The following is a 24,298-nucleotide window of genomic DNA, read 5'->3' on the forward strand; positions in this document are numbered from 1 at the left end:
TCGACGGGGGCGGCGACTTCTGAGCCCGCATCCTCCCGGCGGCCGGCCCTCCTCGCCCTCCAGTCATGCCCTGAGCGATGCGGCCCCCGCCCGCGTGACTCCGGGCGCCGCGACCTGCGATCATGACCCCTGATCCGCCAGGCAACCGCCCGACGGGCGCCAGGTCCATACCTGCCCACAATCTGCTCACACCGACGTCGCAGCTCGACGGAAGGACGAACAACCATGGCTGAGAAGCAGTCGATCCTGGGGCGCATCGCCCAGCTCACCCGCGCCAACATCAACGCGCTCCTGGACCGCGCCGAGGACCCGGAGAAGATGCTCAACCAGCTGGTACGGGACTACACGGCGTCCATCGCCGAGGCCCGTGACGCCGTCGCCCAGACGATCGGCAACCTGCGCCTGGCGGAGAAGGACCACGATGCCGACGTCGCCGAGGCCAAGGACTGGGGCAACAAGGCCCTGGCCGCCTCCCGCAAGGCCGACCAGCTGCGCTCCGGCGGCGACACGGCCGGTGCGGACAAGTGGGACTCGCTGGCCAAGATCGCACTGACCAAGCAGATCACGGCGGAGAACGAGGCCAAGGCCGCCGAGCCGATGATCGCCTCCCAGCGCCAGGTCGTCGAGCAGCTCAAGACCGGCCTGCAGCAGATGGAGGTCAAGCTCGGCGAGCTGCGCTCCAAGCGCGACCAGCTCATCGCCCGTCAGAAGACCGCCGAGGCCCAGGTCAAGGTGCAGGGCGCCATCCGCTCCATCAACGTCCTGGACCCCACCAGCGAGCTGTCCCGCTACGAGGACCAGGTGCGTCGGGTCGAGGCCCAGGCCGCCGGGCAGATGGAGCTGGCCGGCTCCTCCCTGGAGTCCCAGTTCGCCGAGCTCGAGGCCTCCGGGGCCAGCCTGGAGGCCGAGGCCCGCCTGGCGGCCCTGAAGTCCGGGCAGAACCCGGCCCTTCCGGGCGCCCAGCAGCAGGCCCCCGCCCAGATCACCGACGGCGACGACGCGATCAACGCCGCCTTCGCGGCCCTGAAGAACCAGGGTCAGCCGGCCGGCGAGGAGAAGTCCTCCTACTGACCTGACCTGACCTGACCTGGCCTCACCGCGTCGCGCAGGCGCCTCAGCCCCGCAAGCCGCCCGGTGCTCATCATCCCGATGAGTGCCGGGCGGCCTCGTGATCCTCGACACCCGCCCACGCGGACCCAGCCGGGGACATTCCACGCGCCCGGGGGCACTCCACTCCAGCCGGGGACGTCTCACGCCTCCGGGGACGAGAATTCCGCACCCGACGGCGTCGAACGTCCCCACCGGGTGGGTATTGTCCCCGGCCGCGCAGACCGCACCCAGCGACGTCGTCAGCAAGAGAAGGCCGGTATCAGTGCGGTGTCTTCGAGCGTCGCCGGCGGCTGCTGGACGCCGTGACCGGTAACATGAGCCTCATGAGCGTACCGACTTATCTTCTCGTCGATGGCGAGAACATTGACGCCACTCTCGGCATGAGCGTGCTGGGGCGGCGTCCCGAACCTGAGGAGCGGCCCCGTTGGGACCGGGTCCTCGCATACTGCGATGAACTGTCCTCCGCCGACGCCGCCGAGGATGAGGGGAACGAGGCCCGTGCCCTGTTCTTCCTCAACGCCACCAGCGGCCATATGCCCATGAGCTTCATCCAGGCCCTGCTGGCCATGGACTACCGCCCCGTGCCGCTGGCCGGGTCCGGAAGCAATGATGAGAAGGTCGTCGACATCGGTATTCAGCGCACCCTGGAGGCGCTGGCCGAACGGGCCGAGTCCGGCCAGGAGGCCCACGTCCTGCTGGGCAGCCACGACGGCGACTACATCCCCTACATCGAGCGGCTCCTGCAGGCCGGCGCCAAGGTGGGGATCCTGTGCTTCCGCGAGTTCCTCAACGCCCAGCTGGCCGCTCTGGAGGGCGAGGGCCTGACGGTCTACGACCTGGAGAGTGACGTCAAGGCCTTCACCATCCCGCTGCCGCGCGTGTGCATCATCCCGCTGGAGGACTTCGACCCTCTCGCCTTCCTCTGATTCCTCTGACCCGACTTCCTCTGACCCGACGGCGGGGCGGCGACAGACGTCGTCGCCCCGCCTCATGTCACAGCCCGACTCACCGAGGAGTCGTCGGCGCTCGCCTCTGTTCAAGCAGCAACCACACAGCTCCCCGTTTTGTGGGATTTCAAAGACTCCCTGAGGCTAGGATTGGCTTGAGGTCACACCAATCACTTGACCTATCAACAGCGACCATTCGGAACTCGCTCAGGAAACAACCAGAAACTGAAGGAATGGTGAGACTCATGGAGCGTTCCCAGCAGTCCCGCACCGAAGCTCACCTCCTTGTCGTCGACGATGAACCCAACATCCGCGACCTGCTGGCCTCGTCCCTGCGCTTCGCAGGTTTCGAGGTCTCGATCGCGGGCGACGGCAACGGCGCACTGAAGACGGTGGAGAAGACATCCCCCGACCTGGTGGTCCTCGATGTCATGCTGCCCGACATGGACGGCTTCACCGTGGCACGGCGTCTACGCGAGCGCGACGTGACCACCCCGATCCTCTTCCTGACCGCCCGCGATGACATGGCGGACAAGGTCCAGGGCCTGACTGTCGGCGGCGACGACTACGTCACCAAGCCCTTCGGGCTGGAGGAGGTCATCGCCCGTATCCGCGCGATCCTGCGCCGCACCCACGCCGTCGAGAGTCAGGACGACGGCGTCGTGCGCGTGGCCGACCTGGTCCTGGACGAGGACGCCCACGAGGTGTACCGCGCCGAGGTCGAGGTGGACCTGTCACCCACCGAGTTCAAGCTCCTGCGCTACCTCATGCTCAACGCCGGGCGCGTCGTGTCCAAGGCCCAGATCCTCGACCACGTCTGGGAGTACGACTGGAACGGCGACGCCGCGATCGTGGAGTCCTACATCTCCTACCTGCGCCGCAAGGTGGACCAGATCCAGGGCGCTGATGGCCAGCCCGTCACCCCGCTCATCCAGACTCGTCGCGGAGTCGGCTACATGCTCCGCGAGCCCAAGGCCGAGTGATGGCGGCGGCGCGTGGGGGGAGCACGCGCCCGGCCAAGTCGTCCGGTAAGCAGCACCGCCCGATCAAACGGGGCCGATGGCACCCGATCACCGCGATTCAGCGGCCCTGGCAGGCGATGCCGCTGCGCACGCGACTGACCCTCATGACCACCGGCCTGCTCGCCATCGGGCTCATCGTCGTCTCCTTCGTGGTGACCTCGCTGCTCTACAGCCACATGATGGGCCAGATCGACAGCCAGCTGCGCACCACCTCGGTGGCCATCGGAAGCCAGGGACTGGCCCAGATCCGCGAGGGAGGGACCAGCAGCACCACCTTCCCCTCGAACTACTACGTCAAGGCCGAGTACCTCGACCCCAGCCGCAACGGGGAGTGGATCTCCCCGGACACCGCCGCCACGTACGGGCGGCCCCAGATCAAGGGCCTGGACTACCGACGCGCCCTGGCCCACGCGGACAAGAGCGACTTCCCGATCACGACGGTCAACTCCGATCAGCCCGGCCACCAGTGGCGGATGATCACCCTGCTCATCCGAGACCAGAACACCGGCGAGTACACCGGCGCCGTGGCCCTGGCCCTCCCACTGAGCGACGTCATGGAGACCGTCGAGCGCACCCGCCTCGTGGTGGCCCTGGCCGACGTCTCGATCATCTCGGTGGGCGCCGTCTTCGCCACTTACCTGGTTCACCGCTCGTTCCGTTCCCTGCGCCAGATCGAGGGTGTGGCCGCCCGGATCGCCCACGGCGACCTGTCCGCCCGTATCCTGGTCACCGAGCCGCGTACCACGGAGGTGGGCTCGCTGCAGCGGGCGATCAACACGATGCTCACCCAGAACGAGAGCTCCTTCGCCGCCCAGGTCGTGGCCCAGGAACGGATGACGCGCTTCGTCTCCGACGCCTCCCACGAGCTGCGCACCCCCCTGGCCGCCATCCGCGGCTACGGCGAGCTCTACCGGATGGGCGGGGTGCCCGCGAACAAGACCGGCGAGGTCATGGGGCGCATCGAGACCGAGGCCAACCGGATGGGGCGCCTCGTTGATGATCTCCTCCAGCTGGCCCGGATCGACGAGGGCCGGGAGATGTCGATGGAGCCGGTCAACCTCACCGACCTGGCCGCCGGCGCCCTGAGCGACATGATGGTGCTGGCCCCCGAGCGCGACTGCGGCCTCATCCCCCTCGACCCCCGCGACGAGGCCGCCGGCAAGGAGGCCCCCTCGCTCCAGGTCATCGGTGACCGCGACCGCCTCTCCCAGATCCTCACCAACCTGCTGGGCAACGTGGTGCGTCACACCCCCTCCGGGACGCCGGTGGAGATCGCCATCGGCATGGCGCCCCCGCGTGCCAACCCGACGGCGCAGCCGGTCGTCGTCGTCGAGGTCCGCGACCACGGCCACGGCGTGCCACCGGAGGCGGCCGAGAAGGTCTTCCAGCGCTTCTACCGCTCGGACACCTCCCGCAACCGGGAGACCGGAGGTTCCGGCCTGGGGCTGGCGATCGTGCTGGGGATCGTGGCCGCCCACAAGGGCACGGTCCAGATGCTCCAGACCCCCGGCGGCGGCGCCACCGTCCACATCGAGCTGCCGCCCGCACCGGCCTGGTAGGCCCCGCCGTCGTGCCTCAGGCAGCGCCGGCCGGCCTCGATCACGACAAGAGTGGCACGCGAGACACTGTGTCACGTCGACGTCACGGTGAGGACAGTCCTACGATGGCACGCGTTCCATTTCCAACACGGAGACTGACCCATGGGTGTCATCGAAGCACCGCAATGGCTTCTGCCCGCCTTCACCCGCTCAGTGAAGGCGATTGGCGCCACGCAGCCCCCAGAGGCGATCGGCTCCGCTGGCGAGCTCCTCATTGAGCGCTGGTCCACGCCGGATCGTCGCTTCCACAACCTTCGCCACCTCATCGACATGCTCGCGCGGGTCGACGAGCTGGCCGAGGAGTCGCACAACCCAGACATCATGCGGGTTGCCTGCTGGTACCACGGCTGCGTCTTCTCCTCCGACGTCGAGGAGGTCATCCGCGGCAACGGCGGCGAGGACGAGACCGCCTCGGCCGCCTTCGCCGAGGCCGACCTGCGTCACCTGGGTGTCCCGGCGGAGACGGTCAAGCGGGTGTGCAGCCTCATCGTCAACCTCAAGCGGCACATGCTCGCCGATGACGACATCGACGCTCAGGCCCTCATTGACGCCGACCTGGGGACCCTGGCCGTGGACCCCCAGACCTATACCGAGTACGTGCGACTGCTGCGCGAGGAGTACTCCCACATCCCCATGGAGGAGTACCTGCGCGGTCGCCTGACGATCATCTCCCGGCTCCTGAACCGTGAGCACCTCTTCCACTCCCCGCTGGGCGAGCGCTGGGAGCACCCGGCCCGGGAGAACCTGGCGGCCGAGCAGCGACGTCTCCACGAGAAGCTCGCCAAGCTCGCCGAGGAGCAGGGAGTTCAGACCGACCCGGCGGCCCTGGAGGCCGGGGCCGTTCAGCAGGCGGCGCCTATCGCCACGGTGACCTTATCTGCCAGTCCCGCCGCCGCAGACCCTGCTCCCGGAACTGGCAGGCAGCCGGGCGAGGCTACCGAGCACGACCCCCGCACCCCTCCGCTGGGCCTCCAGGCGCTGCCCGCCGAGGACCTGGCCGGCCCCACCCAGGACGGCGGCGACACCCTGCGCCTGGACCCCACCGCGCTCAGAGCCCTGAGGTCCACTGCGTCAGCGACCGGCGCGACGGCGGCCGCCTCCCCCACCTCCACGGCGCCCTCAGGATCGCCGGCGGCTCCGGCATCATCCGCCTCACCGTCGAGCGCCTCCTCGCCGCATACCCCAGCCCGCGGGATCCCGGCCGTGGCCTCGGCTCGTCACCCCGTCGATGCGCCCGCTGAGCGGGGCGAGGGGCGTGAGGACAAGGACGGCGAGGAGGCGATGACGCACACCGCCTCCATGGAGTCGTGCATCGCGGACCTGGACCTGCTCATGTGCTCGCGCAATCGCTCCGACGACGCAGAGGACCGCCGCGCCCGGGTCCAGGCCGAGCGGGACAAGCTCACCGAGAAGCTGCGGGCCAAGACCCAGGAGGCCAAGGAGCTGCGCGAGGCCCGTACCGGCGAGATCGCCCCCATCACCGAGGAGATCATCGACGACGGCGCCGGGGACCTCTGAGGCGCCCGGACGACCCTTCCCTCAGGGACGGCCCGCCGTCTGCGGGGCCACAGGCCACGATCTGCAGGTCCCCTCCACAGAGCCGACTCCTCGCCCGGTACACCGTCGGTCAGGCCCTTACCGTGAGAGGCACAGCGCGCACCCCAGTGCACCACCAGCACACCGCGCACGGCCCTCGGGCCGCCTCTCACGAAAGGACGCCCCTCATGCCCACCTACTCCGTCGATACCGCTGCGGTGGCCGACACCGCCGCCCGGACCCGTACCCGCATCGCGACGATCCAAACCGAGGTCGATGGCATGCGGGGAGACATCGGCCTGCTCCAGTCCTGCTGGACCGGGACGGCGTCGGACTCCATGGCCGCCTGTGCGGCCGACTGGCACCTCACCCAGCTCCAGGTGCAGTCCAACCTCGATCAGATCAGCCTGGCCCTGGACAACGCCGCCGTGTGCTACGACGACGCCGAGACCTCCAACCAGGGCCGTTTCGCCGGCTCAGCGCCGGCTCCTGCACCGGCCGCGGGCTCGGCTCCCCTGGGCGCCTGGTAGGAGCCGTCCACGGCGGACCGGTGAGGACTGCGCCGCCTCCCGCCCTCAGCGTGAGCGCCACGCCGCCTGCCGGCACAGGGCCCAGCCGACCGGCTCAACACGGACAGGTACGGACCCGGCGGCGGGCCGCCCCTCACGTGCGTGAGAGACGGCCCGCCGCGGTTCCGGGGCCGGCCGACGTCGCGGCCGGGCTACCGGGTGATGACTGGCTCGTCGGCAGTCGCGTCGATCAGTACATGCCACCCATGTCGCCGGCGCCACCGTCGGCCGGGGCGGCCGGGGGCTCGGGCTTGTCGGCCACGACGGCCTCGGTGGTCAGGAACAGACCGGCGATGGAACCGGCGTTCTGCAGGGCGGAGCGGGTCACCTTGACCGGGTCGGCGATGCCGGCGGCCAGCAGGTTGACGTACTCGCCGGTGGCGGCGTTGAGGCCCTCACCGGTGGGCAGGTTGCGCACGCGGTCCACGACCACGCCGCCCTCGAGGCCGGCGTTGGCAGCGATCTGCTTGAGCGGGGCCTCCACGGCGACCTTGACGATCGCGGCGCCGGTGGCCTCGTCGCCCTCGAGCTTGAGGGTGTCGAGGACCTCGGCGGCCTGGAGCAGGGCGACGCCACCACCGGCGACGATGCCCTCCTCGACGGCGGCCTTGGCGTTGCGCACGGCGTCCTCAATGCGGTGCTTGCGCTCCTTGAGCTCCACCTCGGTGGCGGCACCGGACTTGAGGACGGCCACGCCGCCGGCCAGCTTGGCCAGGCGCTCGGAGAGCTTCTCGCGGTCGTAGTCGGAGTCGGAGTTCTCGATCTCCAGGCGGATCTGGGCGGTGCGGGCCTCAATGGCCTCCTTGTCGCCGGCGCCCTCGACCAGGGTGGTGTCGTCCTTGGTGACGACGACCTTGCGGGCCTGGCCCAGGTCCTCCAGGGTGGCGTTCTCGAGCTTGAGGCCGACGGTCTCGGAGATGACCGTACCGCCGGTGAGGATGGCCATGTCCTGCAGCATCGCCTTGCGGCGGTCACCGAAGCCGGGGGCCTTGACGGCCACGGACTTGAAGGTGCCGCGGATGCGGTTGACGACGAGGGTGGCCAGGGCCTCGGCCTCGACGTCCTCGGCGATGATGGCCAGCGGCTTGCCGGTCTGCATGACCTTCTCCAGCAGCGGCAGCAGGTCCTTGACGTTGGAGATCTTGGACTCGACCAGCAGGACGTAGGCGTCCTCCAGGACGGCCTCCTGGCGGTCGGGGTCGGTGACGAAGTAGGGGGAGATGAAGCCCTTGTCGAAGCGCATACCCTCGGTGACCTCGAGCTCGAGGCCGAAGGTGTTGGACTCCTCGACGGTGACGACACCCTCGTGGCCGACCTTCTCCAGGGCCTCGGCGATGAAGGCACCGATCTGCTCGTCGGCGGCGGAGATGGAGGCGGTGGCCGCGATCTCCTCCTGAGTCTCGACCTCCTTGGCGTCGGCCAGCAGGCGCTCGACGACGGCCGCAACGGCCTTCTCGATACCACGGCGAACGGCGATCGGGTTGGCGCCGGCGGCGACGTTGCGCAGGCCCTCACGCACCAGGGCCTGAGCCAGGACGGTGGCGGTGGTGGTGCCGTCGCCCGCGACGTCGTCGGTCTTCTTGGCGACCTCCTTGACGAGCTCGGCGCCGATCTTCTCGTAGGGCTCCTCGAGCTCGATCTCCTTGGCGATGGTCACGCCGTCGTTGGTGATCGTGGGGGCGCCCCACTTCTTGTCGAGCACGACGTTACGGCCCTTGGGGCCCAGGGTGACCTTGACGGTGTCGGCGAGGGTGTTGAGGCCGCGCTCCATGCCGCGGCGGGCCTCCTCATCGAAGGCGATGATCTTGGACATTGAGTTTCCTCCACTGCGTGGTAGGGCGGCCGGTTCGTGCCCGCGACGGACGGATCGGTCCCGGGCGTTCACGTCACGCCCGACGCCGGCCCTCACGTTCCAGCCTGGATGAACTTGGTGCATTCAAGGATGCGTTGTCACTCGAGGTTCCCGAGTGCTAACCGCAATGCTGGCACTCTCAGCCCTTGAGTGCAAGGAGCTCAGTTCTCATCGGCACTGAATCCTCCGACGGCGAAGCGGGGAATCTCGTCGGGCCCGCGGGTGATCCCGCAGGCGGTCCCGCCCCCGCGGCGGTTCCCCGGCTCAGGAGGGCCGGTCTGCGGCCCGTGAGGCGGTGGCCAGCAGGATGAGCGCGCAGGTCCAGGCCAGGGGCGCGGGCCCCGCCGGGGCGCCGTCGGCCAGGACCTTCTCCGGCAGGGCTCCGACAGCGGTGCGGTGCGCCTCCAGCCACGACAGCAGCCGGGCCCCTTCCTCCTCCATCCCCAGCGACAGGGCCGACCAGGCCATGAGGGCGGTCTCCGGCGTCCAGGACACGCCGTCGTCGCGCCAGCTGGAGCCCGGGGCGAGCCCCCCGGCTGGGCGGCGCATGCGCGCGGCCGCCGTCTGCCGCACCGTTCGGGCGCCGGCCAGCGGCCGGGTGAAGGGAGGCAGGACCAGGGCGATGGCGGCGTCGACGTCGTCGCACCTCAGGTGGCGGCCCCAGGCGGGGGCGAAGTTGCGCTCCATGGCGCTGCGCACCGCCGCCACCCGGTCGGCCAGGGCCTGGGCGGGGGCGCCGAGGTCGGCTCCGGCCCGGGTCAGCGCCGTCGCCGCCTCCAGTCCCAGGAGCACCGGGGCGGCTGTGCCCAGAGTGAGGACCGTCTCGGCGACCTCCCAGTAGTCGGGCGAGGTCGCGGGCAGGTGCGAGGGCGTGTCCGTGATGCGCAGGAGCCGGGAGGCCGAGCGCGCCAGAGGCGTCCCCAGGCGGTCACGCAGGTCGGCGGCGAGCACGCCGTCGGCCAGGAACCGGCCCGCGGCCCACAGGAACCATCCGGCGCCGTCGGCCTGGGCGGGGCGGGCGTCCGGCACCCGGCCGCTGCTGGTGTAGCGGGCCTCGAAGCCGCCGTCGGCCCGCTGCCAGGAGGCCAGGTTGCCCAGGACGCCCAGCGCCTCATCGGTCAGGTTCACCGCGCTGAGGCCGGCCGCGGCGAAGGCGGCGTCCCGGGGCCAGACGTAGCGCCAGACGCTCACGGGCGCCGCCACGACCGCACCTGACGGGAAGACCTCCGCCCCCTGCGAGAGGAGTTCGCGCGAGTCGCGGCCCTCCATGCCGGCGCCCCCGGAGGTGGCGGAGGCAGCGCCGGCAGTGGGGGCGGGAGTCGGGGGCGTCGTCGGCCGGGCCGACGGGACGGCAGGGCTTGCGGGGCCAGCGGGGCTGACCGGGCCGAGCATGAACGCGGGTCCGGTCAGGGCCAGCAGGTCGGTCAGGGCGTCGTCGGCCAGGTCCGCCCACCGGCCTTGAGGAAGGTGGGCCGCCTTGCGGCGGGCGAGCGCCTGACGGGCCAGGGCGCCTTGCTGCGAGGTCGTCAGGCCCCACGGTTCGGGGGCCTGGGGAAGGCGGGTCCCCGAGACGTAGGCGACCGTGTCGCCCGGGGCCAGGGGGTACAGGGCCCCTCCCCCGCCCACGACGAGCCCGCCACTGAGCAGCGTCGGAGCGCGGCGGCCGAGGCCCACCAGGTGCGAGCCGCCCCAGAGGGCCGCGGCGGCGGTGAGCGGGACCGCCGCGGCGAGAGTCAGGAACCGACGACGCCCGGGATGCGCCAGTGGCCTCATGCCCCTTTACTGCGGCTTGTAGTCGTCACGCAGGATGACCGCGATCGGGGCGTCTTGGGTGTTCTCCGCGGTGCCCTCCACCACGTTGCTGATCCCCAGTCGCTTGCCGATCTCCTCGGCGGCAGTCCGGGCCTGCGGGGAGCTGAAGTAGACCGTCGACTTGGCCGGCTCCGCGTTCTCGTAGATCCCGGGGATGACCTCCACCGCGGTGAAGCCGCCGTTGGTGAGCTTCTCGCTGGCCCCCTTGGCCAGTCCGTCAGTATTCGTCCCGTTGGCCACCGTGACCCTGGTGGTGAAGTCCACGTTGCCGGAGGGGCTGGCCGAGGCGCTGGGCTTGGCCGAGGCGGCGCCGCCCTTGTTGCCCGCGTTATCCGCTTTGTTGTCCGCGTTCTTGTTGCCACCGGCCTGTCCGCTCTGGGCGGGCTGAGAGGAGGAGGCCGCGCCCGACGAGCCGGAGCCTCCCGCGCCATTGAGGAACAGCGTCACCGCACCCCAGGCGAGCGCCGGGACAATGACGATGATCGCCAGCAGCGGCACCCAGCTGCGCCACCGGGGCACCTGGGCACGGTGCACGCCCACGGGAACCGGGCCGTCATCATCGCCGACGTCGAACTCGTCCTCGGGGTAGTCATAGTTGCTCACGCTCACAAGATACCGGCCCGAGCGTCGTTCGTCGGGTATTGCTCACCACGTCCGGCTCACACTGCGGTGACATCGGGCCCGGTAAGATCCTGCGGGTGCCCCAGGTAGGCCGTTAGGCTCATTGCGTGACATCCGCCAAGCCCCTGTCCGAGATCATTGATCCCTCCTGGGCGCGCGCCCTGGCCCCCGTGGAGCCCACGGTCCACGAGATCGGGGAGCGGCTGCGCCAGGAGGTGGCCTCCGGCGCCGGGTACCTCCCGGCGGGCACCGACGTGCTGCGCGCCTTCACCTACCCGATGGAGGACGTGCGCGTCCTCATCGTCGGTCAGGACCCCTACCCCACCCCGGGCCACCCCATGGGGCTGAGCTTCTCGGTGGCGCCCGGCGTCAAGCCCCCGCGCAGCCTGGAGAACATCTTCCGCGAGCTGGTCAGCGACCTGGGCGTGCCCCGGCCGACGTCGGGGGATCTGACGCCGTGGTGCCGACAGGGCGTCATGCTGCTCAACCGGGTTCTCACGGTTCGCCCGGGGGCGCCGGCCTCACACAAGGGCTGGGGCTGGGAGAAGGTCACGCAGCGGGCGATCGAGGCCCTGGTGGAGCGCGGCGGCCCGCTCGTGGCGATCCTGTGGGGGCGACCGGCGCAGTCGCTGACCCCGATGCTGGGACGGACCCCCATCATCGCCTCACCGCACCCGTCCCCGCTGTCGGCCTCGCGCGGGTTCTTCGGCTCGCGCCCCTTCAGCCGCGCCAACACGATCCTCACCGAGATGGGGGCCGCGCCCGTGGACTGGCGCCTGCCCTGAGACGACGTCGGACCCGACCCGGTCAGTGCTGGCCAGGCCCCATCGGCGGGCTCGCTCCTGCGAGGGCTGCTCAGCCGGAGAAGGACATCACCACCGACAGGACGATCAGGACCACTCCCAGCACGCCTTCGGCCGCTCCGACCCACTGGACCGGGATGAAGAAAAGGGTGTGGATGTTACGCAGGCCTCTCGCAGCGTCCGTACTCGCCTGCCCGACGAGGTACTCGATCTGTTGGTGCGCCTCTCCACGGTTTGCCGGCGGCGGTGTTCCCGGCGCCACCTGGAAGGTTCCGTGAGCCACACGGTCCCACATCTCGCAGCGCATCTGCTCCTTGAACGCCTCGATCTTCTTGGCGGGAGCCACCGCATTCACCTGTTGCCCGAAAAGGTAGTTGGCCACCCCAGCCACGATGAACCCGAGTCCATACCCAAAAGAGACCGCCGCGTTGCCACGACCAAGAAACGCCTGGAAGGTCACCCCCACAATACCCGCGACCAGTAAGGTGATGAAGACGCTGAGAATGCCCCAGCCACGCCAGATAATCATGACGGCAACGTAACGGCGCCCGGCTTGGAGGGCCACGGGGATAACTCTCCACCAGAAGACAGCACCCCCGCCCCCGTCAGCGCTCACTCCTGCGGCCCGCCACTGGGGCGCCCCGACGACGATCAGGCCGCCCCCTCGAAACATGGCCGGGGTCCATCTGGTAGACACGGCCCCATGCCCACACGCCAGCCAGACCAGTCGGAACACTCCGCCCAGCCCGTTCTCGCCGCCCCCGACTCACAGCCCTCGTCACCGTCTCGGGCCCGCCACGCCGCCGGCCCGGCCACGATCGACCTGGACCAGATCGCCCAGTTCCTTCCGCGCACCGGCATCGGCACCGACGTGCACGCCTTCGCCGCCCCCGACTCGGGCACCCCCATGCACCTGGCCTGCCTGGAGTGGCCCGGTGAGGTGGGCCTGGCCGGTCACTCCGACGGCGACGTCGTCGCCCACGCCTGCTGCGACGCCCTGTTCTCGGCCGCCGGGCTGGGCGACCTGGGCTCGAACTTCGGCACCGCCGAGCCCCAGTGGAAGGGAGCCTCCGGGACTGCGCTCCTGAGCGAGGCCGCCCGCCGGGTGCGCGAGGCCGGCTTCGAGATCGGCAACATCGCCGTCCAGCTCGTGGGCGAGCGCCCGCGCGTGGCCGCACGCTCCGCGGAGGCCTCCCGGGCACTGTCCGAGGCCGCCTCCGCCCGGGTCTCCTTCTGCGCCACCACCACCGACCACCTGGGCTTCCTGGGCCGCACCGAGGGCCTGCTCGCCGTCGCCACCGCCCTGGTCTATCCGGTGCCCGACGCCGTCCGCGCGGTCGTACCGTAGGCCGCCGGTTCGTACCGTAGGCCGCCGGTTCGTACCCTGAACCCCCGAACGCGAGGCATAAGGTACGAACGCGACGTCGGCAATCTCTGGAAAAAGCCCTAACCCCAGTAGACACCGGTGGCGGGCGCCCAGGTAGCCTGTGCCTGTGAGCATCACCCCCACTGAGCCCCCTGAGTCCACGGGCCCCGCCACCTCCCCCGCCCACGCGGGCGCGCCGGCCCTGCGTCTGTACGACTCCGCCGCCCGCGCGATCGTGCCGCTGGCCCCCACCGCCACCCCCGGCCTGGTGACGATCTACCTGTGTGGTGCCACCGTCCAGGGTTCACCCCACATCGGCCACATGCGCAGCGGTATCGCCTTCGACGTCCTGCGCCGCTGGCTGGAGCGCGGCGGCCAGGAGGTCCGCCTCATCCGCAACGTCACGGACATCGACGACAAGATCCTCAGCAAGTCCGCCGCCGCCGAGCCGCCGGTGCCGTGGTGGGCCTGGGCCCAGCGCTTCGAGCGGGAGTTCGACGCCGCCTACCGCGCCCTGGGCGTGGCCGCCCCCACCTATGAGCCGCGCGCCACCGGCCACATCCCCGAGATGATCGGCCTGGTCCAGCGCCTGCTGGACGCCGGCCACGCCTACATCGGAGAGTCCGGCAACGTCTACTACGACGTGCGCTCGCTGCCGGACTACGGGTCCCTGACCAACCAGCGTCTGGAGGACCTGGCCACCACCGAGGACGAGTCCCAGCTCGATGACGACGTCGAGGCCGACAAGCGCGACCCGCGCGACTTCGCCCTGTGGAAGGCCGCCAAGCCCGCCGAGCCGGCTGACGCCGCCTGGGACGCCCCCTGGGGTCGGGGCCGGCCCGGCTGGCACCTGGAGTGCTCGGCCATGTCGCGCCGCTACCTGGGTGAGACCTTCGACATCCACGGCGGCGGCATCGACCTGCGTTTCCCGCACCACGAGAACGAGCAGGCCCAGTCCCACGGCGCCGGCTGGGGCTTCGCGCGCCACTGGGTCCACAACGCCTGGGTGACCATCAAGGGCGAGAAGATGAGCAAGTCGCTGGGCAACTCCCTGGTGGTGGCCGAGCTGCTCAAGCGCTACGACGCCGCCGTGCTGCGCCTGGCCCTGGGCACCGTCCACCACCGCTCCACCGTGGAGTTCTCCGAGGAGACCCTGGCCGACGCCGCCGCCCTGTGGGAGCGCCTGTCCGGTGCGATCCTGCGGGCCTACGAGTTCTGCGACGGCGGGGACGCCAACCCCGTCGACGCCCCCGCCGAGCAGGTGCGCGCCCGGGCCCTGCCGGCCGAGTTCACCGCCGCCATGGATGAGGATCTCAACCTGGCCGGCGCCATGGCGATCGTCCACGCCACCCTCAAGGCCCTCAACGTGGCCCTCACCCAGGCCGCCCCCAGTGGCGGACAGGGGGCCGACGACGACCTGCGCGCCTCAGTGACCGGTCTCGCCCTGGACCTGCGCGCCCAGCTCGACGTCCTGGGCCTGGACCCACTGGCCGAGCCCTGGCGCACCCGGGTGCTCGACGGCGCCGGCTCCTCCCAGGGCGGCGCCGCCATGGAGGCCCTCGACCGGCTCATCCGCCACGACCTCGACGAGCGGGCCCAGGCCCGCGCCGCCAAGGACTGGGCGCGCGCAGACGCCCTGCGTGACAAGCTGACCGGGGCCGGCGTCGTCGTTGAGGACTCCCCCTCGGGCGCCCGCTGGCACCTGGCCTGAGCGGCCCCACCACCCACGACTCTTTCGCATCAACTCGCACCGTCACGAACAGGAGGCCGGATGCCCGGCAACGAGCAGTACCCCGGTGCCAAGCGCCGCCCCGGCTCGAAGAAGGGCCCCACGAAGGGCTCGGGCGGCCAGCGCCGCAAGGGCCTGGAGGGCAAGGGCCCCACCCCGCGCGCGGAGAACCGCGTCGGCCACCCCAAGGCCCGGGCGAAGGCCCGCGCCGAGTCCCGGGCCGCCCAGCCCACCCGCGCCAAGCAGCTGGAGAAGATCAAGCGCCGCTTCGACGTGCCCAAGGGCCACGAGATCCTGTGCGGGCGTAACGCCGTGGCCGAGGCCGCCTACGCCTCGGTGCCCATCACCCGGGTCTTCATGGCGGTCTCAGCCCAGTCCGACGAGCGTCTGGGAGCCGTGGTGCGCCGCGCCGCCCTGCTGGGCGCCCCGGTGCTGGAGACCACTAAGCTGGACCTGGACGCCCTGACCGACTCCGCCGCCCACCAGGGCGTGGCCATCGAGGTGCCCGCCTACGAGTACACCACCGCCCGCGACCTGCTGGAGCGCGCCCGCGCCCTGGGACGCACGCCGCTGCTCGTGGCCCTGGACCAGGTGACCGACCCCCACAACCTGGGCGCGGTCCTGCGCAGTGCCGGGGCCTTCGGGGCCGACGGCGTCATTGTCCCCGAGCGTCGCTCGGTGGGGGTCAACGCCACCGTGTGGAAGGTGTCGGCCGGCGCCGCCGCCCGGGTGCGCGTGGCCCGCGAGACGAACCTTGTGCGCGCCCTGGAGCAGCTGAAGAAGGAGGGGTGCTTCGTCGTCGGCCTGGACGGCTCGGGCAGTACGGCTGTCGAGGACCTCACCCTGGCCGACTCGCCCCTGGTGCTGGTCACCGGCGCGGAGGGGGCTGGCCTGTCCCGCCTGGTGCGCGAGACCTGCGACGTGCTGGCCTCGGTGCCGATCAGCCGCAGTGTGGAGTCCCTCAACGCGGCCGTGGCCACGGGTATCAGCCTCTACGAGGTCGACCGCCTGCGCCGCCGGGCCGCCGACGCAGGCAGCTGACCCCCGCTGCCGTTGACGGCCGGCCGCCCCCGGCGGAGCCTGCTGATCCGGCCGAACCGACTGATCCGGCCGCTCCCGGCAGGGAAAGTGCCCGGTTTACACTTCCCCATGACGGCCCCGTTGCTGACACAATGGGCCGCATCCGATCCACAGGAGGTCCCCATGGCCCAGGACGCTTCGCAGCGCTGGAACCGCACCGACGGCGTGCTCATCGCGCCGGGCACGACGCCGGAGGCGGTCGCAGACGCCTTCGCCGAGCGCGGGGTGGTCGTGCGCCTGGAGTGGTTCCCGGCCACCACCCATCTGCTCAGCCTGACCCTCATGACCGACGTCGAGGGCCGGGTCGCGGTGACGCCGCCCTCCCGCGGGGGCGTTGTGCCCGGTCCGAGTGTCAGTGAACTCGTGGAGTCCCTGGCCCGGGAGTTCACGGCCGATGTCGCCGTGGGCCCGGCGGCCTTCAACGCCCTGCCCGACGACGTCGAGCTGCCCACGATCTCCCACCACGGCTCGGCCAGCGCCCGTACCGTGGTGATCTCCCCGATGAGTGCCTACATGGTGCCGCTGCAGGCCACCCTGCTGGAGCGGCCCCTGGCGGTGGCCTCGGCGCCGAGCCTGGACCGCCGCATCGTCATGTACTCCGGTGAGGGCACGGAGCTGGGCACCTTCGGCTGGGACGAGGAGTCCCTGCCGGCCCTGGTGCTGACCTCCGACTCCGAGGACATGTCCATCCGCGCCATCCCCACTGGGGACCCGGAGGACGACGCCGTCTTCTCCTGGGGCATGACGTCGCGCTACGTGTGGGGCGGGGTCAAGGAGCCCGGCCCGGCCCTGAAGTCCCTGGTGGATGAGCTCCTGGCGGACCTGACCGACGCGTCGGGGATCGTCGACGCCGTCCCGGGAGCGGACCTGGAGGCCGCGGCCGCCGCCATTGTCCAGCCCGGCATCGAGGGTTTCGCCGCCATGCTTGAGGCCCTGGGCCTGCCTGACTGGGTGCTGGAGGTCCTCACGGGCCGCCTGGCGCCGGTGGAGGTTCCCGGCGTCGTCGTGCACGAGCCGCGCGGACTGTCCAACGCGGTGGGCCGCAGCGTGGGCCTGCTGCTGGCTGACCCCTCCACCCCGGGCTCGGCCTTCTGGCAGGGCTATGTGCGCACGGTGACGGACAAGCCGTGGGCGGTGCGGGGTGCCGCGCTGCTCGAGGCGGGTCTGGGCGGGGCTCTCGTGGGGGCTGCCGTGCGCCGTCGTCGCTCGACCGGCAGCATCCCGGGCGGCATGGCGGCCGTGGGGGCCTTCCTGCTGGTGGACGCCATCACCGAGGTCTCGCTGGCCTCCTGGACGCGACACCGCGAGCTGCGCCGCCGCGCCGACGAGGAGATGGCCCTGGTCGCCGAGGAGCTCGGCGCCTGAGAGCCCGCCGCCGGGGACACCTGGCGCAGCCCGCAAGCCGCAGGTGCGCCGGCGGGTTACTCGGGCATCCCCCGGCTCAAGATAATCAACAACGGCACCACGCCAGCGACGAGAATATGCAACAGCACCACCAGGGCGAAGATCAGCGACCCCTTCTCGGTTCGGGACATGCCGTGGTGCTTCCCTATGCTCAGCGCCCCCGGGTCGCCGTTCAGGATCGAGGCGCGGTAGAACACCGGGACCACCTGGCCGGGCTGCACGACGAGCTCAAGACGCGGCTTGGGACTGAGAAAGGCCGCGAAACGGTAGGACACAACGCTCACCGGCCCCGGCGGCACCGCGATCCTCACGGACTGGCCCGCGGACAGGCGCATCGTCCAGCCGTTGATCGTGATGGACACGGTGCTCTTGCCCGGCAGTGAGACGGACGGGTCGAAGTACAGGTCGATGAAGGCGCTGTTGTCCGGCATCGCCCCGGGCAGGGCCTGAAATGCGGGCGCGTCCTCACTCATATCCCCGTCACGGCCCTTCTCATCGTCTCAGCTGATCAAGGCCAGACTATCAACCAGCCGGACGCCATCGGCGCCCTCGCCCCGCCCGGTCTGCTCAGCGAGCCTTACTCCCCCTTGAACTTCATGCCGGCGGTGAAGCCGTGAGGGTTGGCGGCGTAGTCGGCCAGGGTCTGTTCGTCGCGGGCGGCGAACTCGGCGTCGTCCTCGGGCGTCGGCTCATCGGTGTCGTCGTCGACGACGATCGCCTCCATCTCCTGGGTGTCCCCGTTCCCCAGGTAGGCCCGTTCGTCACGGTGCTGGGGCAGCACCGTGGCCACATAGTCGTCCACCGCCTCCTGGGTGGTGACGTAGCGGTTCTGGGCCTCGGACATGTACCAGCGGTGCTCGAGGATCTCGTGGAAGATCTCGGCGGGCTCCAGCTTGCGGCGCATCTCGACGGGGACGGAGTGAATGGTGGGCTCGAAGACCTCCGCCAGCCAGGCGTGGGCCACGAGCTCGATGGGGTCGTCGCTGCGGCCGGTGATGGCCCGGTAGGCCTCCAGGTCGTTGAGCATGCGCTGGCCCTGGCGCTCCTGGACGTCCAGGCCGGTCAGTCGCATCACCTGGCGGTGGTAGTGGCCGGCGTCGACGACCTTGGGTTGAATGGTGATGTGGTTTCCCTGGGAGTCGGTGTTCATGGTGAGCTCGGCGACGTCGTAGCCCATCTCGTTGAGCTTCTCGACCCGGCGGCGCAGGCGCCAGCGCTCATCCATGGAGAAGGACTCCTTGGCGGTGAGCACGTCCCACAGCTCGGTGTAACGGCTGACGATCCGGTCCCCCACCTCAATGGTGTCCACGCTCGGCTCCAGCAGGGCACCGGCCTGGAGGTCCATGAGCTCGCCGATAATGTTGGTGCGGGCCACGTCGATGTCGTAGAGGCGCTTGCCGTCCGTAAGACCCTCGGGGTGGAGCTCCCCGGTCTCGGCGTCCACCAGGTAGGCGGCGAAGGCCCCGGCGTCACGACGGAAGAGTGTGTTGGACAGGGACACGTCCCCCCAGTAGAAGCCCAGCAGGTGCAGGCGCACCAGCAGCACGGCGAGCGCGTCAATGAGTCGGGTGGCGGTCTCGGGCCGCATGTACTGGCTGAACAGCGCCCGGTAGGGCAGGGAGTAGGACAGGTGCTCGGTGATAAGCACTGAGTTGAGCTCCTCACCGGTGACGCTGCGGCGGCCGGTGATGACCGCCGTCGGATGCACGCAGGGCGCCCCCAGTCGCACCAGGTCGCGCAGGAGCTCGTACTCGCGGTGGGCCACGGACTCGCCGATCTCCTTGACCGCGATGACGCGCTCAGAGAGGTTGACGAAGCGCACGATGTGGCGGGACAGACCACGGGGCAGCGCGGCGAGGACCTCGGTGGGCCACTCCTCCAGCGCCGTCTCCCAGGGGAGGTCGAGCAGCGCCGGGTCAATGGTCGCCGCCGTGATCTTCATGGACTGGGACATGACGTCATTCTTTCAGGCAGGAACCCAATTTGCTTTTCGAGACATGAGCAGCCGACCACACTTCTTCCCGTGCCGGCCGCTGAACCTCCCCCGCCGGCTGGCCTCCGCCACCGGCCCCCTTGGTGAGTGCGACGACGGCGCCGCCCCGGGACAGGGGAACGGCGCCGTCGTGCTCAGCATCCTCAGGCGGGCAGGCGCTTGCCGGTGGAGGCGGAGAAGATGTGCTCCTGACCGGGGCGGATCCGCACGTAGACGGTCTCACCCGGCTCGGGGGCGGTGCGCGGAGGCACGCGCACGATGATCTGGCTGGAGTCCTCACCGGAACCGAGCTTGGCCTCGGATTCCTCGGCGCCGACGAGCTCACCGTAGATGTAGGCGTCGGAGCCCAGCTCCTCCACGAAGGACAGGCGCACCGGGATGGAGTGCTCGTCCTGGGCGGAGACGACGTCGAGCGACTCGGGCCGGAACCCGATGGTCACCTTGCCGCCGTCCTCGGGGGTGATGGCGTCCAGGGTCGCCTTGGACAGCTGGATCTTGGCGGCGCCGACGGTGGCGACGTCCCCCTTGATCGTGAACTGCCCCAGGTTCATGGCCGGCGAGCCGATGAAGCCGGCGACGAACTCGTTGGCGGGGTGGTCGTACATCTCACGCGGGGTACCGACCTGCTGGAGCACGCCGTCCTTGAGGACCGCGATGCGGTCACCCATGGTGAGGGCCTCGGTCTGGTCGTGGGTGACGTAGACCGTGGTGACGCCCAGCGAGCGCTGGAGCGAGGCGATCTGGGTGCGGGTCTGCACACGGAGCTTGGCGTCCAGGTTGGACAGCGGCTCGTCCATGAGGAAGACCTTGGGCTTGCGCACGATGGCGCGGCCCATGGCCACACGCTGACGCTGACCACCGGAGAGGGCCTTGGGCTTGCGGTCCAGGTACTCGGTCAGGCCGAGGATCTTGGCGGCCTCGCGCACGCGCTTGTCGATCTCGGCCTTGGGGGTGCCGGCGATCTTGAGGGCGAAGCCCATGTTGTCGTGCACGGTCATGTGCGGGTAGAGCGCGTAGTTCTGGAAGACCATGGCGATGTCACGGTCCTTGGGCTGAACATCGGTGACGTCGCGGTCACCGATGAGGATACGACCGGCGTTGACGTCCTCCAGGCCCGCGAGCATGCGCAGGGAGGTGGACTTACCGCAGCCGGAGGGGCCAACGAGTACGAGGAACTCGCCATCGGCGATCTCGAGGTTGAGAGAGTCAACACTGGGGCGGTCATTGCCCGGGTAAATACGTGTGGCGTTCTCGAAAGTCACAGTTGCCATGGGTGGTGCTTCCCTTCACCGGCAGGTACGTGCCGGACGATCCGTCGTGAAAGGTGCCGATGCGTGTCCGCATTGACACGTGCCGCGGTCAGCCGTTCGACCGCGGACGGGCTCATCTTGACACAGGTTTCCCGCTTTGACCAGCGATTCGCAGCAATCAGTCAGGGCAGTCCTCGACAGTCCTCGACAGCCCTCGACAGTCCTCGACAGTCCTCGACGGCGGTGGCGGCCGGTGGAGGCTTCCCCATCCCCGCCGTCGGAAACCATCCGACCCGATACCGGCAATGCGGCTCCATCACTGGCTTTACTCCCGCGACATGGCCCACAGTCGGGCGAAGAGCCCCACAGCTTCGGGGCACCCACGAGTGGATCCGGCCCGGTACTGTGGGGGCCATGACGCAGAACTTCGACGCGCACCCGGGCGAGCCGGTCACCCTGAGCAAGCTGCGCGCCGGCACCACAGTGGGGGGATACCGGCTTCTGCGTCGCCTGGGCGCCGGGGGCATGGGCGTGGTGTGGGAGGCCACCGATGAGGGTGGGCGCCACGTGGCCATGAAGATCCTCCACCCGCAGATCGCCGCGGACCCCACGGCTCGGCGCCGTCTGGACCGGGAGGCCAGCGTCCTGGCCCGGGTGAGGGACACGCGCGTGGCGCGCATCCTGGACATCGAGACCGGGGACGGCTCCCAGGGCATCACCTTCGTCATCACCGAGCTCATCGAGGGCCCCACCCTGCAGCATGAGGTGGAGCATGAGGGCGTCTACGACCTGACCACTGACGCCCGCGACCTGGCCGACCTGGCCCACGGGCTGGTCGACTCGCTGCGCGCGGTGCACGCCGCCGGCGTCATCCACCGCGACCTCAAGCCCTCCAACGTCATGCTCAGTGCGCAGGGGCCGGTTCTCATCGACTTCGGCATCGCCCAGGTGGCCGACGACGTCCGGCTCACGCAGACCGGCCAGGTCACGGGTACGCCGGGGTTCATCCCTCCGGAGATGCTCGACGGCGGGGAGCCGAATGCCGACGTCGACTGGTACGCCTGCGCGGGCGTGCTCCTGTTCACCGTCACCGGGCTGGCTCCCTTCGGTTCGGGGGCCTGGCAGGTGGTCTTCCGGCGCGTCTACGCGGGCACCCCGGAGCTGGGCAACCTGGAGGAGGAGAATCCGGCGCTGGCGCGGGCGTTCACGGCGGCGCTCGCCCCTGAGGCGGAGAACCGTCTGAGCCCGGACGGCCTGCTGGAGGTGCTCGATGAGATCGCCGAGGGCGGGACCGGGCAGGAGGCGGTCGATCGGCTCCTGGGGCCCGAGGACGAGGAGCCGGAGTCCAGTGAGCTGGAGCGGAGCACCAGCACTTTCGTTCCTGGCTACGGTTCGACCTCGGGGTCGCCTCGCGATGCTCGTAGTGCGACCTCGGCCTCCCCGGCCGCATACGGCAGTCCCATCTCTGCGCCCTCCGGCGCGGAGGGCGGGTACGGGTACTCGGCGCCGTCGGCCGCTTCTGGCGCTTCCGCCCAGCCCCCACCGGCCATCCCGCCGCGTCAGTGGTACCAGAACAGTTCGGCGATGCCCTCCAGGGGGGCGCAGTCGATGCAGTACGGCGTGGGTGCTCCTGCGCCTGCGGCCTCCTCGGGGGCGTACCCGCGTCCGGCGCCGTCGGGGCAGGTGCCGATGTTCCCCTACTCCGGCCAGCATCCGACGGCGTATCAGCCCGGCTACTCCCAGGCCGTCGCCGGTCCGACGGCTGCGTCGTCGGCGGGAGCGATGACGGGGCCGATGGCAGCCGGCGCCCCAGGGGCGCAGGTGCGCCGGTTCAGCTCCCCCAGCCGTCCGGGAGAGCTGCCCCAGTGGGCGCAGGAGCCGGTGCGTCGTCCGCTGGCGATGCTGGCCACATGGTTCATGCTGGCCTCTATCGGGATCGTCAGGCCGGGTTTGATGGCGATTGCTGGGGTGATTCTGATAGTGGTGGCCGGCGCTGTGGGCCGGGCCCAGGACGCTCGGCGTTGGAACCGGCTTCAGCGCGGCGGCACCTCGCCGTCGGACAACTCCCGCATGTGGGCGATGACCCCGTGGTATCTGTTGCGTTCGCTGGTCTCTGCTAGCTTCGCTTTTCTCCTGGCCATAGGGACCGCGGTCGTCCTCCTCACCGCCGCTTACTCGATGGGTGCGGCGAACGACGACGCCCTGATTCTCGGATCGTTCCCCCCCAATAGTCGTATCTACATCCTCTATTTCGTCGCGGTCGCCCTGTACCTTCTCATCCTGTGGCTGGTGCCGTGGGGGGCGGCGACGCGACGCGGTGGCGCGCATATTCTCAATTCCTTCACCCCCAGTGACAATGGCCGAAGGAATCTGGTGATGGCGATGCTGGGTGTTGGTGCCGTGTTCTTCGTCTTGACATTCGCCGGAGCGCTGCCGATTCCGAGCCTGGTTCCTTTCGGGAGCTGAGATGCCGCCTCGGCGGCGGACGCCGTGGTTCCCTGGCGGCTTTGGCCTCCGGGCCTGGTGACGCGGGTGAGATGCTGGCTCCGGCCTGGGCCCAGTCAGCGGAAGAAGGGGAAGCCTCCGAAGCGGAGGGTTGTGCCGCGGTAGGCCCGGATCGCTTGGACGGAGCACACCAGCACGTGGACCACGACCATTCCCAGGGCCATCATGATCGGGGTGCCCCACGGCATGAAGGATGGAGATTCATCGACGTCGTTCGCGATGGAGGCCACGGCAATCTGGATTGCTATGAGGGCCAGCTCCACCAGCAGCAGTGTCAGTCCCCAGCTCGCTGCCAGGCGGCGATTCGTCCGGGCCGGCTCACGCAGGTCCTTCTTGTTCCACAGGCCGACCACCATCATCGCGACCGCCGCCAGTAGCACGTTGAACCCCGGCAGAAACGCCAGCAGTGCCAGAAGCCCTGTGCTCCAGGCCTCGGCACCCGATGGAGCACGCACCTTGACTGGTGCCGGAGCCATCATCGGCGCAGGCAGCATCCCGGGGGCCGGCGCACCTGGAGTCCCAGGCGCGGGGAAGGCCCCGTAGCCCGTCACTGGACCCGGCACGGACCGCCTTGCCGGGTCGACCTCCGGCGCCGACTCCTGCACCGTGTAGTAACCACCCCAGGACCCAGCCACCTCGGGCTCCCGCACCTCACTCATGCAGCTCCTCACTCACTCGTCACCAGAGCGGCCGACCCTACCCGAACCAGGCTCACCAGCGCCATTGCCCGCAGCCTGGGCGACTTCTGCCTCCTTGCCGGCTCGACGCTCCCGGCCCCGTTGACGACGGCGTTCCCGAACTTCCCTCACCTTCTGATGAGCAGCAGCCTTAGTTGCCATCCACTCCGGAATCCACTGCGGATCCCGAGGGAACTGATCCAGCTCAAACGCGGCATCACCATTCCTGACAGGTTCATCATCAATCTCCGGCTCACGCATCCAGTCCGCCTCCTGATGCAGCACCCCCTCAGCGGCCTCCATCCAAAAATGCGAGTACAACCACGCACCCCGATGTGAATCCGCCTGAGACGGACGCACATCATGAAACGCGAACCTCACCTCACGAGGGAGATGAACAGACTTTGAGGCTTATTCATAGGGG

At 70.1% G+C, this 24,298-nt stretch carries 21 protein-coding genes; 12 read left to right on the forward strand and 9 right to left on the reverse strand.

Features of this window, described 5'->3' with window-relative positions:
• Positions 1-225: 225 nt before the first annotated feature.
• The 6 genes from BKH20_RS12755 to BKH20_RS12780 all read left to right on the forward strand — a co-directional run bounded on the left by BKH20_RS12755 (position 226) and on the right by BKH20_RS12780 (position 6,743).
• Positions 226-1,071 carry a PspA/IM30 family protein gene (locus BKH20_RS12755; protein ID WP_075391374.1) on the forward strand — a complete coding sequence of 282 codons (846 nt, stop codon included), beginning with the start codon at positions 226-228 and terminating at the stop codon, positions 1,069-1,071.
• A 362-nt stretch (positions 1,072-1,433) separates the two neighbouring features.
• On the forward strand, positions 1,434-2,036 hold the full coding sequence (locus tag BKH20_RS12760) for an NYN domain-containing protein (protein ID WP_070658282.1): 603 nt from the start codon (positions 1,434-1,436) through the stop codon (positions 2,034-2,036).
• Positions 2,037-2,302: 266 nt separating this feature from the next.
• Positions 2,303-3,040, forward strand: a complete 738-nt coding sequence (locus tag BKH20_RS12765; protein WP_070658284.1) for a response regulator transcription factor — start codon at positions 2,303-2,305, stop codon at positions 3,038-3,040.
• Positions 3,040-4,638, forward strand: a complete 1,599-nt coding sequence (locus BKH20_RS12770) for a sensor histidine kinase (protein WP_075372021.1) — start codon at positions 3,040-3,042, stop codon at positions 4,636-4,638. Before BKH20_RS12765 ends, BKH20_RS12770 begins: the two co-directional genes overlap by 1 nt.
• 141 nt (positions 4,639-4,779) lie before the next feature.
• Positions 4,780-6,195, forward strand: coding sequence for an HD domain-containing protein (locus tag BKH20_RS12775; RefSeq protein ID WP_075391375.1), 1,416 nt, complete (start codon positions 4,780-4,782; stop codon positions 6,193-6,195).
• A gap of 206 nt (positions 6,196-6,401) precedes the next feature.
• Positions 6,402-6,743 carry a WXG100 family type VII secretion target gene (locus BKH20_RS12780; RefSeq protein ID WP_070658292.1) on the forward strand — a complete coding sequence of 114 codons (342 nt, stop codon included), beginning with the start codon at positions 6,402-6,404 and terminating at the stop codon, positions 6,741-6,743.
• Between the two features lie 229 nt (positions 6,744-6,972).
• Here the strand turns inward: BKH20_RS12780 and groL are convergent, their stop codons facing one another.
• The 3 genes from groL to BKH20_RS12795 form a co-directional block, all read right to left on the reverse strand.
• The gene (gene groL, locus BKH20_RS12785) at positions 6,973-8,595 is read right to left on the reverse strand and encodes a chaperonin GroEL (protein ID WP_003788944.1); all 1,623 of its coding nucleotides are present in this window, start codon (positions 8,593-8,595) and stop codon (positions 6,973-6,975) included.
• Between the two features lie 303 nt (positions 8,596-8,898).
• Positions 8,899-10,407 (reverse strand): glycoside hydrolase family 15, encoded by a 1,509-nt coding sequence (locus BKH20_RS12790; RefSeq protein WP_075391376.1) that lies wholly within the window; start codon positions 10,405-10,407, stop codon positions 8,899-8,901.
• Positions 10,408-10,413: 6 nt separating this feature from the next.
• A complete protein-coding gene (locus BKH20_RS12795; RefSeq protein WP_081381721.1) occupies positions 10,414-11,055 on the reverse strand; it encodes a LytR C-terminal domain-containing protein in 642 nt (213 codons plus the stop codon).
• Positions 11,056-11,174: 119 nt separating this feature from the next.
• Here BKH20_RS12795 and BKH20_RS12800 point away from each other — a divergent pair, with 119 nt between their 5' ends.
• On the forward strand, positions 11,175-11,852 hold the full coding sequence (locus BKH20_RS12800; RefSeq protein WP_075372026.1) for a uracil-DNA glycosylase: 678 nt from the start codon (positions 11,175-11,177) through the stop codon (positions 11,850-11,852).
• Positions 11,853-11,922: 70 nt separating this feature from the next.
• Here BKH20_RS12800 and BKH20_RS12805 read toward each other — a convergent pair whose 3' ends face one another.
• Positions 11,923-12,399, reverse strand: coding sequence for a hypothetical protein (locus BKH20_RS12805; RefSeq protein ID WP_075391384.1), 477 nt, complete (start codon positions 12,397-12,399; stop codon positions 11,923-11,925).
• A 174-nt stretch (positions 12,400-12,573) separates the two neighbouring features.
• On the opposite strand from BKH20_RS12805, the gene ispF reads away from it, so the two are divergent.
• From ispF to BKH20_RS12825, 4 genes are all read left to right on the forward strand, one after another.
• A complete protein-coding gene (gene ispF, locus BKH20_RS12810) occupies positions 12,574-13,218 on the forward strand; it encodes a 2-C-methyl-D-erythritol 2,4-cyclodiphosphate synthase (protein ID WP_256693187.1) in 645 nt (214 codons plus the stop codon).
• A 145-nt stretch (positions 13,219-13,363) separates the two neighbouring features.
• The gene (gene cysS, locus BKH20_RS12815) at positions 13,364-14,947 is read left to right on the forward strand and encodes a cysteine--tRNA ligase (RefSeq protein ID WP_075391377.1); all 1,584 of its coding nucleotides are present in this window, start codon (positions 13,364-13,366) and stop codon (positions 14,945-14,947) included.
• 60 nt (positions 14,948-15,007) lie between these two features.
• Positions 15,008-16,006 (forward strand): 23S rRNA (guanosine(2251)-2'-O)-methyltransferase RlmB, encoded by a 999-nt coding sequence (rlmB, locus tag BKH20_RS12820; RefSeq protein ID WP_075391378.1) that lies wholly within the window; start codon positions 15,008-15,010, stop codon positions 16,004-16,006.
• Positions 16,007-16,168: 162 nt separating this feature from the next.
• Positions 16,169-17,410, forward strand: a complete 1,242-nt coding sequence (locus tag BKH20_RS12825) for a hypothetical protein (protein ID WP_075391379.1) — start codon at positions 16,169-16,171, stop codon at positions 17,408-17,410.
• 56 nt (positions 17,411-17,466) lie between these two features.
• Here BKH20_RS12825 and BKH20_RS12830 read toward each other — a convergent pair whose 3' ends face one another.
• The 3 genes from BKH20_RS12830 to BKH20_RS12840 form a co-directional block, all read right to left on the reverse strand.
• Positions 17,467-17,922 (reverse strand): hypothetical protein, encoded by a 456-nt coding sequence (locus BKH20_RS12830; RefSeq protein ID WP_075391380.1) that lies wholly within the window; start codon positions 17,920-17,922, stop codon positions 17,467-17,469.
• A gap of 104 nt (positions 17,923-18,026) precedes the next feature.
• The gene (locus BKH20_RS12835) at positions 18,027-19,403 is read right to left on the reverse strand and encodes a DUF4032 domain-containing protein (protein ID WP_075372033.1); all 1,377 of its coding nucleotides are present in this window, start codon (positions 19,401-19,403) and stop codon (positions 18,027-18,029) included.
• 182 nt (positions 19,404-19,585) lie between these two features.
• Complete coding sequence (locus BKH20_RS12840; RefSeq protein WP_070658311.1) at positions 19,586-20,713, reverse strand: ABC transporter ATP-binding protein; 1,128 nt, start codon at positions 20,711-20,713, stop codon at positions 19,586-19,588.
• 393 nt (positions 20,714-21,106) lie between these two features.
• Between BKH20_RS12840 and BKH20_RS12845 the strand changes: the two genes are divergently transcribed.
• Positions 21,107-23,158: a serine/threonine-protein kinase gene (locus BKH20_RS12845; RefSeq protein ID WP_070658313.1), complete on the forward strand. Its 2,052-nt coding sequence runs from the start codon at positions 21,107-21,109 to the stop codon at positions 23,156-23,158.
• Positions 23,159-23,253: 95 nt separating this feature from the next.
• On the opposite strand, the gene BKH20_RS12850 is transcribed toward BKH20_RS12845, so the two are convergent.
• Positions 23,254-23,856 (reverse strand): hypothetical protein, encoded by a 603-nt coding sequence (locus BKH20_RS12850; RefSeq protein WP_256693188.1) that lies wholly within the window; start codon positions 23,854-23,856, stop codon positions 23,254-23,256.
• Between the two features lie 12 nt (positions 23,857-23,868).
• Positions 23,869-24,177 carry a hypothetical protein gene (locus tag BKH20_RS12855; RefSeq protein ID WP_075391382.1) on the reverse strand — a complete coding sequence of 103 codons (309 nt, stop codon included), beginning with the start codon at positions 24,175-24,177 and terminating at the stop codon, positions 23,869-23,871.
• Positions 24,178-24,298 lie beyond the last annotated feature (121 nt).

It is taken from the genome of Actinomyces oris (assembly GCF_001937445.1).
Taxonomy (GTDB): Bacteria; Actinomycetota; Actinomycetes; order Actinomycetales; family Actinomycetaceae; genus Actinomyces; species Actinomyces acetigenes.